The organism is Sphingobium sp. KCTC 72723 (assembly GCF_014280435.1).
In the GTDB taxonomy this organism is placed as follows: domain Bacteria; phylum Pseudomonadota; class Alphaproteobacteria; order Sphingomonadales; family Sphingomonadaceae; genus Sphingobium.
This window is the reverse complement of sequence record NZ_CP060388.1, coordinates 18,951-33,521: the sequence shown is the minus strand read 5'-3', so window position 1 is coordinate 33,521 and position 14,571 is coordinate 18,951. Positions and strand designations below refer to the sequence as shown.

12 protein-coding genes, 1 pseudogene and 1 other annotated feature are annotated in these 14,571 nt (G+C 63.8%); of the genes and pseudogenes, 8 read left to right on the top strand and 5 right to left on the bottom strand.

Annotation, left to right across the window (positions count from 1 at the left end; genetic code table 11):
• Window positions 1–13 precede the first annotated feature (13 nt).
• The 3 genes from accC to SPBM01_RS00145 all read left to right on the top strand — a co-directional run bounded on the left by accC (window position 14) and on the right by SPBM01_RS00145 (window position 2,908).
• Window positions 14–1,366: an acetyl-CoA carboxylase biotin carboxylase subunit gene (gene accC / locus SPBM01_RS00155; protein ID WP_188063458.1), complete on the top strand. Its 1,353-nt coding sequence runs from the start codon at window positions 14–16 to the stop codon at window positions 1,364–1,366.
• Window positions 1,363–1,707, top strand: coding sequence for an arsenate reductase family protein (locus tag SPBM01_RS00150; protein ID WP_188063457.1), 345 nt, complete (start codon window positions 1,363–1,365; stop codon window positions 1,705–1,707). Before accC ends, SPBM01_RS00150 begins: the two co-directional genes overlap by 4 nt.
• Window positions 1,708–2,158: 451 nt before the next feature.
• Window positions 2,159–2,908: a ParA family protein gene (locus SPBM01_RS00145; protein ID WP_188063456.1), complete on the top strand. Its 750-nt coding sequence runs from the start codon at window positions 2,159–2,161 to the stop codon at window positions 2,906–2,908.
• Between the two features lie 242 nt (window positions 2,909–3,150).
• On the opposite strand, the gene SPBM01_RS00140 is transcribed toward SPBM01_RS00145, so the two are convergent.
• Complete coding sequence (locus SPBM01_RS00140; protein ID WP_188065481.1) at window positions 3,151–5,448, bottom strand: putative bifunctional diguanylate cyclase/phosphodiesterase; 2,298 nt, start codon at window positions 5,446–5,448, stop codon at window positions 3,151–3,153.
• Between the two features lie 129 nt (window positions 5,449–5,577).
• Window positions 5,578–7,338 (bottom strand): fatty acyl-AMP ligase, encoded by a 1,761-nt coding sequence (locus tag SPBM01_RS00135; RefSeq protein WP_188063455.1) that lies wholly within the window; start codon window positions 7,336–7,338, stop codon window positions 5,578–5,580.
• A gap of 147 nt (window positions 7,339–7,485) precedes the next feature.
• Here SPBM01_RS00135 and SPBM01_RS00130 point away from each other — a divergent pair, with 147 nt between their 5' ends.
• The 4 genes and pseudogenes from SPBM01_RS00130 to SPBM01_RS22075 form a co-directional block, all read left to right on the top strand.
• Entirely contained in the window at window positions 7,486–8,010 is a 525-nt protein-coding gene (locus SPBM01_RS00130) for a regulatory protein RecX (protein WP_188063454.1), read from the top strand.
• A 295-nt stretch (window positions 8,011–8,305) separates the two neighbouring features.
• A complete protein-coding gene (locus SPBM01_RS00120; protein WP_188063452.1) occupies window positions 8,306–8,773 on the top strand; it encodes a DUF192 domain-containing protein in 468 nt (155 codons plus the stop codon).
• 98 nt (window positions 8,774–8,871) lie between these two features.
• Complete coding sequence (locus SPBM01_RS00115; RefSeq protein WP_188063451.1) at window positions 8,872–9,270, top strand: NADH:ubiquinone oxidoreductase subunit NDUFA12; 399 nt, start codon at window positions 8,872–8,874, stop codon at window positions 9,268–9,270.
• Window positions 9,267–9,662, top strand: a pseudogene (locus tag SPBM01_RS22075) (DUF2155 domain-containing protein); the annotation flags it as partial. The gene SPBM01_RS00115 and the pseudogene SPBM01_RS22075, both read left to right, overlap by 4 nt.
• 35 nt (window positions 9,663–9,697) lie before the next feature.
• On the opposite strand, the gene aat reads toward SPBM01_RS22075, so the two are convergent.
• The gene (aat, locus tag SPBM01_RS00105) at window positions 9,698–10,441 is read right to left on the bottom strand and encodes a leucyl/phenylalanyl-tRNA--protein transferase (protein ID WP_188063450.1); all 744 of its coding nucleotides are present in this window, start codon (window positions 10,439–10,441) and stop codon (window positions 9,698–9,700) included.
• Window positions 10,442–10,554: 113 nt separating this feature from the next.
• On the opposite strand from aat, the gene SPBM01_RS00100 reads away from it, so the two are divergent.
• A complete protein-coding gene (locus tag SPBM01_RS00100) occupies window positions 10,555–11,772 on the top strand; it encodes a dipeptidase (RefSeq protein WP_188063449.1) in 1,218 nt (405 codons plus the stop codon).
• Between the two features lie 15 nt (window positions 11,773–11,787).
• Here SPBM01_RS00100 and SPBM01_RS00095 read toward each other — a convergent pair whose 3' ends face one another.
• Window positions 11,788–13,284 carry a SulP family inorganic anion transporter gene (locus SPBM01_RS00095; protein WP_188063448.1) on the bottom strand — a complete coding sequence of 499 codons (1,497 nt, stop codon included), beginning with the start codon at window positions 13,282–13,284 and terminating at the stop codon, window positions 11,788–11,790.
• 58 nt (window positions 13,285–13,342) lie between these two features.
• Window positions 13,343–13,398 (bottom strand) — a sequence feature (sul1 is cis-regulatory element that is thought to sense ions involved in sulfur or methionine metabolism; They are found in Alphaproteobacteria).
• Window positions 13,399–13,830: 432 nt separating this feature from the next.
• Window positions 13,831–14,571: a 3'(2'),5'-bisphosphate nucleotidase CysQ gene (locus SPBM01_RS00090; RefSeq protein ID WP_410483067.1), complete on the bottom strand. Its 741-nt coding sequence runs from the start codon at window positions 14,569–14,571 to the stop codon at window positions 13,831–13,833.

Genomic DNA, 14,571 nt, shown 5'->3' with positions numbered 1-14,571 from the left:
GGCCGCATAACCTATGGCCATTGAAAAGCTGCTGATCGCCAACCGGGGCGAAATCGCGCTGCGCATCCACCGGGCTTGCCATGAAATGGGCATCAAGACCGTCGCGGTCCATTCCACCGCCGACGCCGATGCCATGCATGTGCGCCTGGCCGACGAAGCGATCTGCATCGGGCCGCCTGCGGCCAAGGACAGCTATCTGAACGTCGCGGCGATCATATCCGCCGCCGAAATCAGCGGCGCGGATGCGATCCATCCAGGCTATGGCTTCCTGTCGGAAAATGCCAAGTTCGCCGAAATCGTCGAGGCCCATGGCCTGGCCTTCGTCGGTCCCAAGCCCGAACATATCCGCACGATGGGCGACAAGATCGAGGCGAAGCGGACCGCTGGCGCGCTTGGCCTGCCGCTCGTCCCCGGATCGGACGGCGCGATCAGCGACCTGGAAGAAGCCAAGGCAATTGCGGAAAAGGCCGGTTATCCGGTCATCATCAAGGCCGCGTCAGGCGGTGGCGGGCGCGGCATGAAGGTCTGCACCTCGCCCGACGACCTGGAAACGCTGATGCAGCAGGCGGGGTCGGAAGCGAAGGCCGCGTTCGGCGACGCGACCGTCTATCTGGAAAAATATCTCGGCAATCCGCGCCATATCGAAATTCAGGTGTTTGGCGACGGCAAGGGCAATGCTATCCATCTGGGTGAGCGCGACTGTTCGCTCCAGCGGCGGCACCAGAAGGTGCTGGAAGAAGCGCCCTCCCCGATTTTGGGGCAGGCCGACCGCGACCGGATCGGCGGCATCTGCGCCAAGGCGATGGCCGATATGGGCTATCGCGGTGCAGGCACCATCGAGTTTCTGTGGGAAGATGGCGAGTTCTACTTCATCGAAATGAACACCCGGTTGCAGGTGGAACATCCGGTGACGGAAATGATCACCGGGGTCGACCTGGTCCGCGAACAGATTCGCGTCGCCGAAGGGCGTCCGCTGTCGGTGACGCAGGAAGATCTGCGCTTTACCGGCCATGCGATCGAATGTCGGATCAATGCCGAAGACCCCCGCACTTTCGCGCCGTCGCCCGGCACCGTCACCCGCTATCATGTTCCGGGCGGAATGCATGTCCGCGTCGATAGCGGCCTGTATCAGGGCTATAAGGTGCCACCCTATTATGACAGCATGATCGGCAAGCTGATCGTCTATGGCCGCACCCGCGAAGGCGCGATCATGCGGTTGCGCCGGGCGTTGCAGGAATATGTGATCGAGGGGATGAAAACCACAATTCCCCTGCATCAGGCATTGCTGGAAGACCCCGATTTCCTGAACGGCGACTATACGATCAAGTGGCTGGAAGAATGGTTGGCGCGGGACGGCAAGGGGTGAAGGCCACCATCTGGCACAATCCCGCCTGCGGCACGTCGCGCAAGACGCTGGCGATATTGGAAGACACGCCCGGCGTTGAGGTGGATGTGATCCTCTACCTCAAGACGCCCTATGCCCGCGAAAGGCTGGTCCAGTTGTTTGCGGACGCCGGGATGACGCCGCATGAGGCGTTGCGGCTGATGGGGACCGATGCGCAGGAACGCGGGCTGGGCGGTCTGGATACTGACGCGCTGCTGGACGCAATGGCAGCCAATCCGGCCTATGTGAACCGGCCCTTCGTCGAAACCGACAAGGGGGTGCGCTATTGCCGGCCGCAGGACAAGGTGCGCGAGATTCTTTGAAAATGGCGACTATGTTCCGTTGCAAACGCTGGATTGGCATAGGGAAGCAGGCCGGGCCTCCCCCGTGCAGGGAGGGCTATCGCATATGAAAAAATCTTACGTTTAATCGTCATGCTGAACTCGTTTCAGCATCCATTTCTCGTCACGAACAGCGGCTTTTCGGGCATGATGGATCCTGAAATAAATTCAGGATGACGTTTTAGGGATGAAGAAAAGTCATATGCGATAACCTGCATTGCAGGGAAGGATTTTGGTGGCGGGTTTGGAATGGGCATATTGGGCGTTAAAAGAGACGGCGAAGTAGACATAGAGTCGCGCATGTCGAAAAACGATCTAACATTTGTTACATTGTCCATGTCGCTGTCGCTTTGTTCGCCCCGCTTTCACACAGGCGTAACGATAGGCTGATTTGAACGCTTGCTTTGGCGACGGGAAGCCGTAGCTTCCCCCCATGGCAAAGGAACCGACATTGGCGACCATCGCCGTTTACAGCCTGAAAGGCGGCGTGGGCAAAACCACTTTCGCCATCAACCTGGCCTGGGCATCCGCCACCATTTCTAAACGCCGCACCCTGTTGTGGGATCTGGACCCGCAGGCGGCTTCAAGCTGGCTGATTTCCACCGACAGCAAGAGCCGGGACGCGGCGCAGGCGATTTTCAGCAAGGATGTCGAGGTCCGCAAGCTGATCCAGCCATCGACCGTGCCGGGGCTGGACCTGATTGCCGCCGACACGTCGCTGCGCAGCCTGGACCATCTGTTCCGCGAAATGGACAAGAAGAAAAGGCTGTCGAAACTGATCGAGAGCCTGGGCAAGGAATATGACCGGATCATTCTGGATTGCCCGCCGGGCCTGACCGAAACCAGCGAGCAGGTGTTGCGCGCCGCCGACATGATCGTGATTCCGGTGATCCCGTCGCCCTTGTCGCAACGGGCGATGGGCGAAGTCGCCCGTTATCTGGTGCAGCGCGGCGGCAGCCATGCGCCGATCCTGCCCGTCTATTCGATGGTCGATCGCCGCCGCAGCCTGCACCGCAAGGCGCTGGACGAGCAGCCCGAATGGCCCGCCATTCCGATGGCCAGCGCCATCGAGCAAATGACGGTGCGCCGCAAGCCGCTGGGCGCCTTTGCCCCCGCGTCGCCCCCGGCCAGGGATTTCGCGGCATTGTGGACCCGGATCGAACGCCAGTTGCACGGCGGGTAGGAGCCTGTTTCGACATGTCCCCGTTCAGATCGATCTCGTCCAGATCGATAGGGTTACACCCCGCCGTCTGGCCTGTGGCTCAGGATCCATCATGCCCCAAAAGCCGCCGCTCGTGACGAGAAATGGATGCTGAAACGAGTTCAGCATGACGATTGTAAACAGGACATTTTCAACTGCGATAGCCCTGCCTGCAAGGGGAGGAAGCGTTAATATGCCGTCCTGATCGGTTTTGCCCCTGACAATCAGGCGCGGGCGCGGGCGTGATCCTTCGGAAATAGCTGCGCTGCGTCCTGCGCCTGCATCGGCCGCCCGAAATAATAGCCCTGCACCTTCTTGCAGCCCAATGCCTGCACCATGGCCAGTTCGACTTCCGTTTCCACCCCTTCGGCGGTCGTCGCCATGCCGAGGCTGTCGGCCAGCGTCACCACGGCGCGGATGATCGCCAGGCTTTCGGGAATATTTTTCGACGCGCCGACCACGAAACTCCGGTCGATCTTGATCGTGTTGAATTTCGTGCGGCTGAGATAGCCGAGCGAGGAATAGCCGGTGCCGAAATCATCGAGCGACAGCTGGATGCCGAGCGCCAGCAACTGGTCCAGCACGCGCAGCGCACCGGCATCCTCGTTCATGAACACGCTTTCGGTGACTTCCAGTTCCAGCCGCCGCGCTTCCAGGCCGCTATGCGCCAGCGCCGACACGACCGCCGCGACGAAGCTGGTGTGGGTCAGCTGTTCCGCCGATACGTTGACTGCGACCTTCACATCGTCGGGCCAGTTCATCGCTTCCATACAGGCCGTGCGCAGCACCCATTCGCCGATCGGCGCGATCAGCCGGGCTTCTTCGGCGACCGGCACGAATTTGACCGGCGAAATCGGCCCCATTTCCGGGTGGGTCCAGCGCACCAGTGCCTCAAACCCCAGGACGACGCCGCTCTGCGCATCGACCACCGGCTGGTAGAGGACGTGCAACTGATCCTTTTCCAGCGCCTCACGCAGCGCCAGTTCCAGCAGCCGCCTTTCTTCCGCCCTGGCGTGCAATTGCGGTTCATAGGCGCAATGCAGCCCGCCGCCCTCATCCTTGGCGCGATAGAGCGCCAGGTCGGCGCTGCGGATCAACGCTTCGGAATCGCGGCCATCATTGGGGGACAGCGCCGACCCGACCGACGCGCCGATATACAGGGTATGCTGATCGACCTGATAGGGTTGCGACAAGGATCCGATGATCGCGGCGGACAGGCGGACAATGGCATGGCTGTCCGTCACCGTCGGGATGACCACGGCAAATTCGTCGCCGCCGATGCGGCCGCAAAATTGCTGGCCCGAACAAATCTGGCGCAACCGCCGCGCGACCTGCGTCAGCAATTTGTCGCCGGTCTGATGCCCCAGCGTGTCGTTGATCGATTTGAACCGATCCAGATCGATCATCAGGAAAGCGCAGCCGGGCGCGCGACCGGCCGCCGCCGTCATCGCCTGATCCAGCACTTCGCGCAGATGGCTGCGGTTGGGCAGGCCGGTCAGCGGGTCGAACCGGGCCAGCAGGGCGATCTTGTCGGCGGATTCGCGCTGGATGGTGACGTCGGACCCGACCCCGCGAAAACCCAGGAAGCTCTGATTTTCATCATAGCGCGGCGACGCGGACAATTCCCACCAGCGCAAATTACCCTGCACTTCGACCGGCAGCACCAGATTGCTGAAACTTTCCCGCCGTTTGAGATGATCGGCCAGCGTGTGCAGCCCGGTGGCGAACTGGCCGGTCGCCCAGCCGCTGCCCGACAATATCTGCACCAACGGCACGCCTTCCAACTCTTCCGGCGCCAGTCCGACGGTTTCGGCAAAGCGTTTCGACACGCCATTGATGCGGCGCAGCGCGTCGGTCTGCCACAGCCAGTCCGACCCGCCTTCCTCATATTCGCGCAGCAACAGGCTTACCACCTGCGTCTTTTCCTCCAGCTGCGCGGTGGTGTCATGCTGGCGCGCGAAGGTGCGGGCATAGATGACGCAACCGGCCAGCAGCGACAGGGCGTAGCTGGTCGCCATCGCGCGCAGCGGCAACTGGCCGCCTTCGTCGAACATCACGAACAGCCCGGCGATGCAGGGTAACAGGAAGGCCGTGGCGGCCAGGGGGGTGGCGGCATAGCTGATCGCGCCGCACACCATGATGCAGCTGATGAGCGTCCACAGCGCGACGATTTCCTCCGTCTGCCCGGAATTGGCGACGATGACCATGCACGCGGCCCACACCAGCCCATGGAGCAGAGCGCCAAAGCCGTGACGCCGCAAATCGCCCGAATCCAGGTCGATATTATTGGCCCGTTGCCGTTTGCGGTCCAGCCACAGGCCAGTCAGCGTCGATCCGATCAGCGCCACGCTCCAGATCGCCAGCGCGACCGGGGAACAGCAATGCGAAAAGACCTGCCACACGAACATCAGGCCGCACAGGTTGAGGACATGGCGCAACAGCACGACGGCATCGGCCGATCGAAACTGCGCTTCCAGCACGCGCGCGCCGCTGTCCCCGGCCATGGGGGAAAGACCCATCATGGCGCGCATCGAGGCGCGTCCCTGATGATCCGTCTTTACGGTGATGTTCTGATTGCTACCCACATGGCCGATGGTAGCGGACAGACGTTATGATTTGGTAACGGCCCGAAACCGTCCGGGCAATAGAGGTCAGGCCGCGATGTCGTAGGGCCGGATTTCGCCGGTCAGATAGAGGTTGCGGGCTTTGGACCGGCTCAATTTGCCGGAGCTGGTGCGTGGCAGGGTGCGCGGCGGCACCAATTCCACGACGCAGTTCATGCCGGTGATGGCGCGCACCCGTTCACGGATCTGGTCGCGCAGGCGCGAGCGTTCGTCATTGTCGGACGTGCGGCAATGGACCAGCACGGCGGGCGCTTCCTCCCCACCCGGCGTGGTGATGGCGAAGGCGGCGATGTCACCCTGCTTGAAGCCGGGCAATTGTTCGACGGCCCATTCAATGTCCTGGGGCCAGTGATTCTTGCCGTTGATGATGATCATGTCCTTGGCGCGGCCGACGATGTAGAGATAGCCGTCGGACAGATAGCCCATGTCGCCGGTATCGAGCCACCCGTCAGCCATGCAGGCATCGGTCGCCGCCTGATCTCGAAAATAGCCGACCATCAGCGAGGGGCCGGTGGTCCATACCTTGCCGATCTGACGCTCACGCAAGGGACCGCCATCTTCGTCACGGATTTCCACGGTCATGCCGCGCGCAGGCTTGCCGCAATTGACGATGGAACGGAAACGCTGGGGCCGTCCCTCGGTCGCTTCGCCGCCCGACAGGTCGGTTTCCTCGACCAGTTCGACGATGATGCCTTCGCCCGGCGGCATGATGGTGACGGCCAGTGTCGCTTCAGCGAGGCCATAGCTGGGCAGGAAGGCATTGGGTGAAAAGCCTGCGTCGGCGAAAGCGTCGACGAAGCTTTGCATCACGTCGGGGCGGATCATGTCCGCGCCATTGCCCGCGAGTCTCCACCGGGAAAGGTCGAAGCGGTCCTGCGCCTTGGTCTGGCTGGACATGCGGCGGGCGCAGATGTCGTAGCCGAAGGTCGGCGAATAGCTGATCGAAGTGCCGTCATTGCGGCTGATAAGGTCGAGCCAGGCGAGCGGGCGGCGGGCGAAATCCTCCGTCTTCATATAATCGGTCGACACCTGATTGGCGACGACCGACAGAAAGCAGCCGACCAACCCCATGTCATGATACCATGGCAGCCAGCTGATGCAGCGGTCGCTGTCCTGCACTTCCATGCCGTGGCTGTGCGCGGCCAGATTGCTGAGCAGCGCATGGTGCGTCACCGCGACGCCATGGGGGAAGCGGGTGGAGCCGCTGCTATATTGCAGATAGGCGATCTCGTCGGTGCGCGCCTGCGGCAGGGCGGCGGGCGCGGCGTCGCGGGCGATGAAATCTTCGAACGCGATGCTTTCGACATTTTTCTGGCGACCGGATTCGCCCGCCATATCCGCCAGTTCGCGCGGAAACAGGAACAGCATCGGGTCGCAACTGGTCAGCTGGACATTGAGCTGTTCGATATAGCTTTCCTTGCCGCCGAAGCTCGTCGGCAGCGGCAGCGGCACCGGCCATGCACCGGCATAGATGATGCCGAAGAATAGTTGCGCGAAATCCGCGCCGGTTTCCGCGACCAGGGCGATCCGGTCCTGCGGCTTGACGCCATGGGCGATCAGCCGATGGGCGCAGGCGATGGCGTCGCCACGCAATGCACTGAACGGATAGGGTCGCGCCAGATTGCCACGGGCATCGTGGAAATTGAGGCCGCGCACGCCCCGCGCCGCATAGTCGAGCGCCTCGCCCAGCGTCCCGAAGTCCGAGAAGCGGCGCGGCAGGTCATCAGTCGTCGGCGTGGGAACCATCATGCTTTGCGAACCCGTCATATTGGTTTCACCCAATGTCATAAATTTGTGATCGGCGCGCCGCTACCATCTTTGGCCGCGACATGCACCGGATAGTTGCAGTCCAGCTTTGCCTTGTAGCGTACAAGGCGCGGTGAAATTCCGGCCCGACTGTGGCATAAACATGGCGCTTGGCCCATGAAGGGCAATATGACCGGCAAACGCCCCCCCCAACCGCTGGACGAAAACAGCCTGCGCGAACTGGCGCTGCGCCATGTCGGGCGCTTTGCGACCAGCCGGGGCAAGTTGATCGACTATCTGCGGCGCAAGCTGCGCGAGCGGGGATGGGGCGGCGAGCAGCCGGCCGATGCCGATGCGCTGGCCGACCGCTTCGTGGAGCTGGGCTATATCGACGATGCAGGCTATGCCGTGATGAAGAGCGCGGCGCTGACCCAGCGGGGCTATGGCGCGCGGCGGGTGGGCGAAACATTGCGCGCGGCGGGCATCGCGGAGGGGGACCGGGCGGCGGCCGATGCGCAGATGGTGACGGACCGCTGGGCCGCAGCCGATCGTTTCGCCCGGCGCAAGCGGGTCGGCCCCTATGCGACCGGGCCGCTCGATCCCAAGGCGCGCGACAAGGCGATCGCGGCGTTTTTGCGCGCGGGGCATGATTTTGCGCTGGCGCGGCGCTGGGTCGATGCCGCGCCGGGGGAGCCGCCGGAGGTCGATGAGTGACGGGGGGGGTGGCTATACCCACAACGCAGATCCTTCCGTTGCAAGGCAGGGCTATCGCATATCAAACTGTCCCCTGCTTCATCGTCATGCTGAACTTGGTTCAGCATCCATTTCTCGTTTCAAGCGGCGGCTTTCGGCGCACGATGGATGCTGAAACAAGTTCAGCATGACGGTGTAGAGATAGCGAAAGATCATATGCGATTCCCCTGCCGTGCAGGGGAAGATTTTGGCGATGGACATAATGCCAGGGTTAACCCCCTCCCCCCGGCGGATAATTCGCGCTAGGCAGGCGGTTATGATGCGTCCTGTTGCCCTGATCGCCGCGTGCCTGATCGCCGCCTGTTCCGCTCAACCCCAGCCGAGCAACAACGCTGTTGCCATGGCGCAGGCACCCACTGCCCTGCTGCCTTTGGTCATTCGCACCGCAAAGGGCGAGCGATCCTTTCAGGTGGAGGTCGCCCGGACGCCTGAGCAACAGGCGCAGGGGCTGATGTTCCGCAAGGCGCTGGACGATGATGGCGGGATGCTGTTTCCGATGAATCCGCCGCGCACGGCCAGTTTCTGGATGAAGAATACGCTGATCCCGCTCGACATGATCTTCATTCGCACCGACGGGACGATCGCCTTCATCGGCGCGAATATAGTCCCCTATTCCCGTACCCCGGTATCGGCGGGGGTGCCGGTCGCCGCCGTGCTGGAACTGCGCGGCGGGCGGGCGGCGGAACTGGGGATTGCAGAGGGCGATGTCGTGCGCTGGAAGTGAGGGCCGGTGCGGTCCGAATCTACGGCGGCACATTCCCAAAACACCTCGCCCCAAAACGCCTTGCCAACGCCCTGCCCCAGCGGCTAAGCGCTTGGCCCATGGGAATCCTCGGCAAGATCTTCACCTGGTGGGATGGCGCGACCATCGGCACTTCGCTTTTCACCTCCCGCAAGGGAACGAAGGTGGGCGAGGACCATCAGGGCAATATCTATTATGAAGGCGGCAGCGACGTTCACGGCGTGATGCGCCGCTGGGTCATCTATAATGGCGCGAACGACGCCAGCCGCGTGCCGGCCGAATGGCATGGCTGGTTGCACCATTCGATCGAGGGGACGCCCGAAAGTTTCCTGCCGCCGCCGCGCATATGGGAACGCGAATCCACGCCCAACGCCACTGGCACCGCGCTGGCCTATCGCCCGTCCGGGGCGATGGAAAAGGGTGGCCAGCGCCAGAAGGCGACTGGCGATTATGAGGCGTGGAGCCCCGACGCATCATGATCCGGCATCCGGCGGGGCCAATCCCGTCGATCCTGTTGCTGGCGCTGGCCGCGTGCAGCGATGGCGACGTGCCGCCCGCGAACCAGACCGGCCCGGTGAAGGTAGAGGGCGCGCCGATCCGCAGTGCCGACAACGCCGCCCTGCCCGGCACGCCGATGGCGCAGCGCAGCGCGGTCATCGGCCTGTTGAACAAGCGTAACGGCCTGACCCGCGACCTGACCATGAAACCGGGCGAAGCCTTGCGCGTGGGCGACGCGATCGTGCGGTTGCAGGCGTGCGAAACCAGCGCACCATGGGAAAATGTGCAGGACACCGGCGCGTTCGTGCAACTGGACGTGCGCAGCAGCGCGGACGGCAAGTGGCGGCGCAATTTTTCCGGCTGGCTGTTTCGCGAACGGCCCGACCGCAATGTCGTGCAGCACCCGATCTACGATGTGTGGGTCAAAAGCTGCGCGATGGCATGGCCGGAGAGCGGTCCCGATTCGGTGAAGCTGGGCGGCAAGGCCGCGCCGGGCGCAGCATCGCCCGCCAGCGGTGCGAATGCCAGTTCGGCAACCGAACCGGAACCGGCAGACAGCGTCCCCGCCCCCAGCACCACGCCGTCCACCGCCGCGCCCAGCAACTGAAGATAGGCCGTCTGGCTGATTTCGACTGCGCCCAGCGAGCGGAGATGATCGGTCATGAACTGGCAATCGAGCAGCGTGAAACCGGCAAAACGTAGCCGCGCCACCAGCCAGGCCAGCGCGACCTTCGACGCATCGGTGCGGCGCGACACCATGGATTCGCCAAAGAAGGCGCGGCCCAGCGACACGCCATAAAGGCCGCCGACCAGCTCATCCCCCTCCCACAGCTCGACCGAATGGGCAAAACCCAGTGCGTGCAGATGGCGATAGGCGCTTTCGATCTGGCGGTTGATCCAGGTCGATGGCCGGTCCGGCGCGGCCGTCGCGCAGAGCGCCACGATGCGCCCGAAAGCGCGGTTCGCGGTGACGCGGAAGCGGTCCCGGCGCAGGGTGCGCGACAGCGACGTGGACAGATGGAACCCATCGAGCGGCAGAATGGCGCGGTCGCGCGGTTCGACCCAATAGACTTCGTCCGCATCGCGATCGTCCGACATGGGAAACACACCGATGGAATAGGCCTGAAGCAGCGTGAGCGGGTCGATGGTCATGGCCGCAAGGATGGCGGGGGCAGGCACAAGAAGCAATTGGCGGATGTGTAGCGTTGCGACTTTCCAACGACAGGATGATTGACTTGGGGGTGGCGCGCCATAGGCTTGGCAGCATGTCCATCCTTCGTATCGCGGCGCTGCCGCTGCTGCTTGCCGCCCTGCCCGTTCATGCCGCGCCCGACGCCTATGGCGCGCGGATCGCCCGCGTGCTGAAAGCCACGCCGCTGATCGACGGGCATAATGACTGGCCCGAAGCGCTGGCGGAAAAGGCGAAGGACAAGCGGTGGACGATGGAACTGACCCGGCTGGACCCGGCGACCTATCATACCGACATAGCGCGGTTGCGCGCCGGGGGCGTGGGCGGGCAATATTGGTCGGTATGGGTGTCGGCGGACCTGCCGCAGGTGCAGCAGGTCAAGGATACGCTGGACCAGATCGGCATGGTCCATGCGCTGGCCGAACGCTATCCGCGCGATTTTGCGATGGTGACGACGGCAGCGGAGATGCGCGCGGCGCACAAGGCAGGGCGGATCGGGTCGCTGATCGGGGTCGAGGGTGGCGGGCAGATCGACGGGAGCATGGCGGTGCTGCGCGCCTATCGCGGGCTGGGCGCGGCCTATCTGACGCTGACCCACAGCCGCACGATCGATTGGGCCGACAGCGCGACGGACAATCCCCGGCATGACGGGCTGACCCCGTTCGGCGAGGATGTGGTGCGCGAACTCAACCGGCTGGGGATGCTGGTGGATTTGAGCCATGTCAGCGAGGCGACGATGCTGGACGCGCTGCGGGTGACGAAGGCGCCGGTGATCTTCTCCCACTCCAACGCGCGCGCATTGTGCGACACGCCGCGCAATGTGTCGGACGCGGTGTTGCAACAGGTGGCGGCCAATGGCGGCGTGGTGATGGTCAATTTCGCTGCGCAATATGTGTCGGAGGCGCGGCGGGTGTGGGGCGCGGACCGCAGCGCGGAGATTGCGCGCTATAATGCGCCGCCCTTTGGTGGGCTGTATATCGGCGATCCGGCGGGCGCGGCGAAGGCTTTGGCGGCTTGGGAAGTGGCGCACCCGGAGCCTGTCGCGACGATTGCGCAGGTGGCCGACCATATCGACCATATCGTCAAGCTGGCTGGCCACGATCATGTCGGCATCGGCAGCGATTTCGACGGGGTGGGCGATTTGCCCGCAGGGTTGAGCGGGGTGGAGACTTACCCCGCATTGCTGGTCGAACTGATGCGGCGCGGGTGGAGCGACGCGAATGTCGCCAAGCTGGTCGGCGGCAATATGCTGCGGGTGATGGCGGCGGCGGAGAGCGTGGCGCAGAAGCGCTGATCCCCGCCTGCGCGCTCAATGCGGGGCGAGGCCGGTTTCCACGCCGGTTTTGTCGTGGAGGGCAAATTTGTCGATGATGTCGGCGCTGGCGCGGTTATAGCCGATCACCTCGACGCTGCGCCCTTCGCGCCGCAGCCGCGCGACGACCTTGTCCAGTGCGCCCACGCCTGAAATGTCCCAGAAATGCGCGCCGGACACGTCGATCAGGACAGTGGTGGCGCTGGCTTCATCCTGAAAGGCGCGGGTGAAGCGGTCGACCGAGGCGAAGAATATCTGGCCCGTAACATGATAGGTCGCGCGTCCGCCATCGGGCGAGAGGATACGGTCCACCGCGAACATGCGCTGGACCTTTGCGGCAAAGAAGATGCCCGACAGCAACACCCCGGCCAGCACGCCCAGCGACAGGTCGCGGGTGGCGACGACGACGACGACCGTGGTGAGCATGACGACCGACGATGTCGCGGGATGACGGCGCAGATTGGGGATGGAGTTCCAGCTGAACGTGCCGATCGACACCATGATCATGACCGCGACCAGCGCGGGCATCGGCACTCGCCCGACCCATGGACCAAGCACCGTAAGCAGGAACAGCAGGAACGCCCCCGCCACGAAGGTCGACAGCCGACCGCGCCCGCCCGATGTCACGTTGATGACCGACTGGCCGATCATGGCGCAGCCGCCCATGCCGCCGAACAGGGCGGCGACGATATTGGCGCTGCCCTGCCCCGCACATTCGCGGCGCTTGTCGCTGTCGGTATCGGTCATGTCGTCGACGATCTGCGCCGTCAGCAGGCTTTCGAGCAGGCCGACCGCCGCCATCGTCAGCGAATATGGCAGGATGATGCGCAGCGTGTCCCAGGTGAGCGGCACGGCGGGAAAGGCGAAGCTGGGCAGGCCATCGGGCAATTGCCCCATGTCGCCGACCGTGTTGACCGGCAGGCCCATCGTGATGCTGATGGCCGAGAGGATGAGGATGGCGACCAGCGGCGATGGCACCGCCTTCGTCAGGCGCGGGAAGAGGTAGATGATCGCCAGCCCTGCCGCGATCATGGCGTAGGTTTGCCAGCCGACATTGGTAAGCTGCGGCAATTGCGCCATGAAGATGAGGATCGCCAGCGCATTGACGAAGCCGGTGATGACCGAGCGGGAGACGAACTGCATCAGCAGGTCGAGCCGCAGCAACCCGGCGACGATCTGAATGAGGCCCATCAGGATGGTCGCGGCGAACAGATAATTGACGCCATGGTCGCGCACCAGCGGCCCGACCAGCACCGCCACGGCGGCCGTCGCGGCGGAGATCATGCCCGTGCGCCCGCCGGTAAAGGCAATGACGATGGCGATGGCGACAGAGGCGTAGAGGCCGACGCGCGGATCGACCCCCGCGATGATGGAAAAGCCTATCGCTTCGGGGATCAGGGCAAGGGCGACGACCACCCCGGCCAGAATATCACGACGCGCGGCGGCGCCATCGGCAAACCATTGACGGCGATAGGCAGAAAGACTCTTGGACATAGCGGTTCCACATCAAGGCACATGGCGTCGAACGACGCTTGACAGGGTTCATGTGTGATGTTGTCCGGCGGATCGGCGGCCGGAATAGCCACCCGGATTTGCACCGGGTCCATGCGATTAGGCGCGCCTTAGCGCAACCGCGCCGATCCGTGCAACCCTTCCGTCAGGCCCGCGCAGGCTGGCATCTTTCTTTTCGTTCGAGCGCGTTGGTAGAAGAAGGGAGATCCCAGCGTTCGCCGGGATGACGGGGTTGGGTGGGTGGCGGACTTTTCGAACACCGTTATGCTGAACTTGTTTAGCTGCGCTGGCCTGCGGCTCAGCATCCACCAAGCCCCACGAAGCCCTGTTCGATCTGGAGAAATGGACCCTGAAACAAGTTCAGGGTGACAGAGAAGATTAGGTCCGACTTTGTTCGTTTCCGTTCCCCTCCCCCCTTCGACTGCCCGCCTGCAGCAGGCGCTCAGGACAGGCTTGCAGGGGAGGATTTACTCGGCCGCCTTAGGTCGCTTGCGAACGATCCCCTTGGCATCGGGAAGAACATTCCGCTTAGGCCGACACGTCTGCCACCAGCGCGAGAACCTGTTCCGCATGTTCCCGGCGGCAGATCAGCAGGTCGGGGAGATAGACGTCGCTCTGGTTATAGACGAGCGGGCTGCCGTCGATGCGGCTGGCGTGCAGGCCGTGGGCCAGCGCGACGGCGACGGGGGCCATGCTGTCCCATTCATATTGGCCGCCCGAATGGAGGTAGATGTCCGCCTGCCCCAGGATGATCGCCATGGCTTTGGCACCTGCGCTGCCCATCGGCACGAGTTGCGCACCCAGGTTTTCCGCCACCGCGACTGCCTGCGCAGCGGGGCGAGTGCGGGAGACGACCATGCGCAGTTGCGGCGGCGCGGGCGGGACGGCGCGGGGCTGGTCGGAGCGGATGACGACGCCGCCATCAAGACCCGGCAGCGCCACGGCGCCGATCGCCGCCTGCCCGTCGATCGCCAGCCCCACATGCACCGCCCAGTCGGCGCGCGCTTCGCCATATTCGCGGGTACCGTCCACCGGATCGACGATCCAGACGCGCGACTGGCTAAGGCGCTCCGCATTGTCCTTCTCCTCCTCCGACAGGAGGCCGTCGTCGGGCCGCTGTTCGCGCAGGGCGTGGCACAGGAACTGGTTGGCGGTCTGGTCGCCCGCCTTGCCCAGCGCCTTTGGCCCGAACAGGCCGCTGTCGCGCACGTCGAGCAGGATCTGGCCCGCGACCTGCGCCAGATGGGCGGCAAGGTCGGCGTCGGTCAT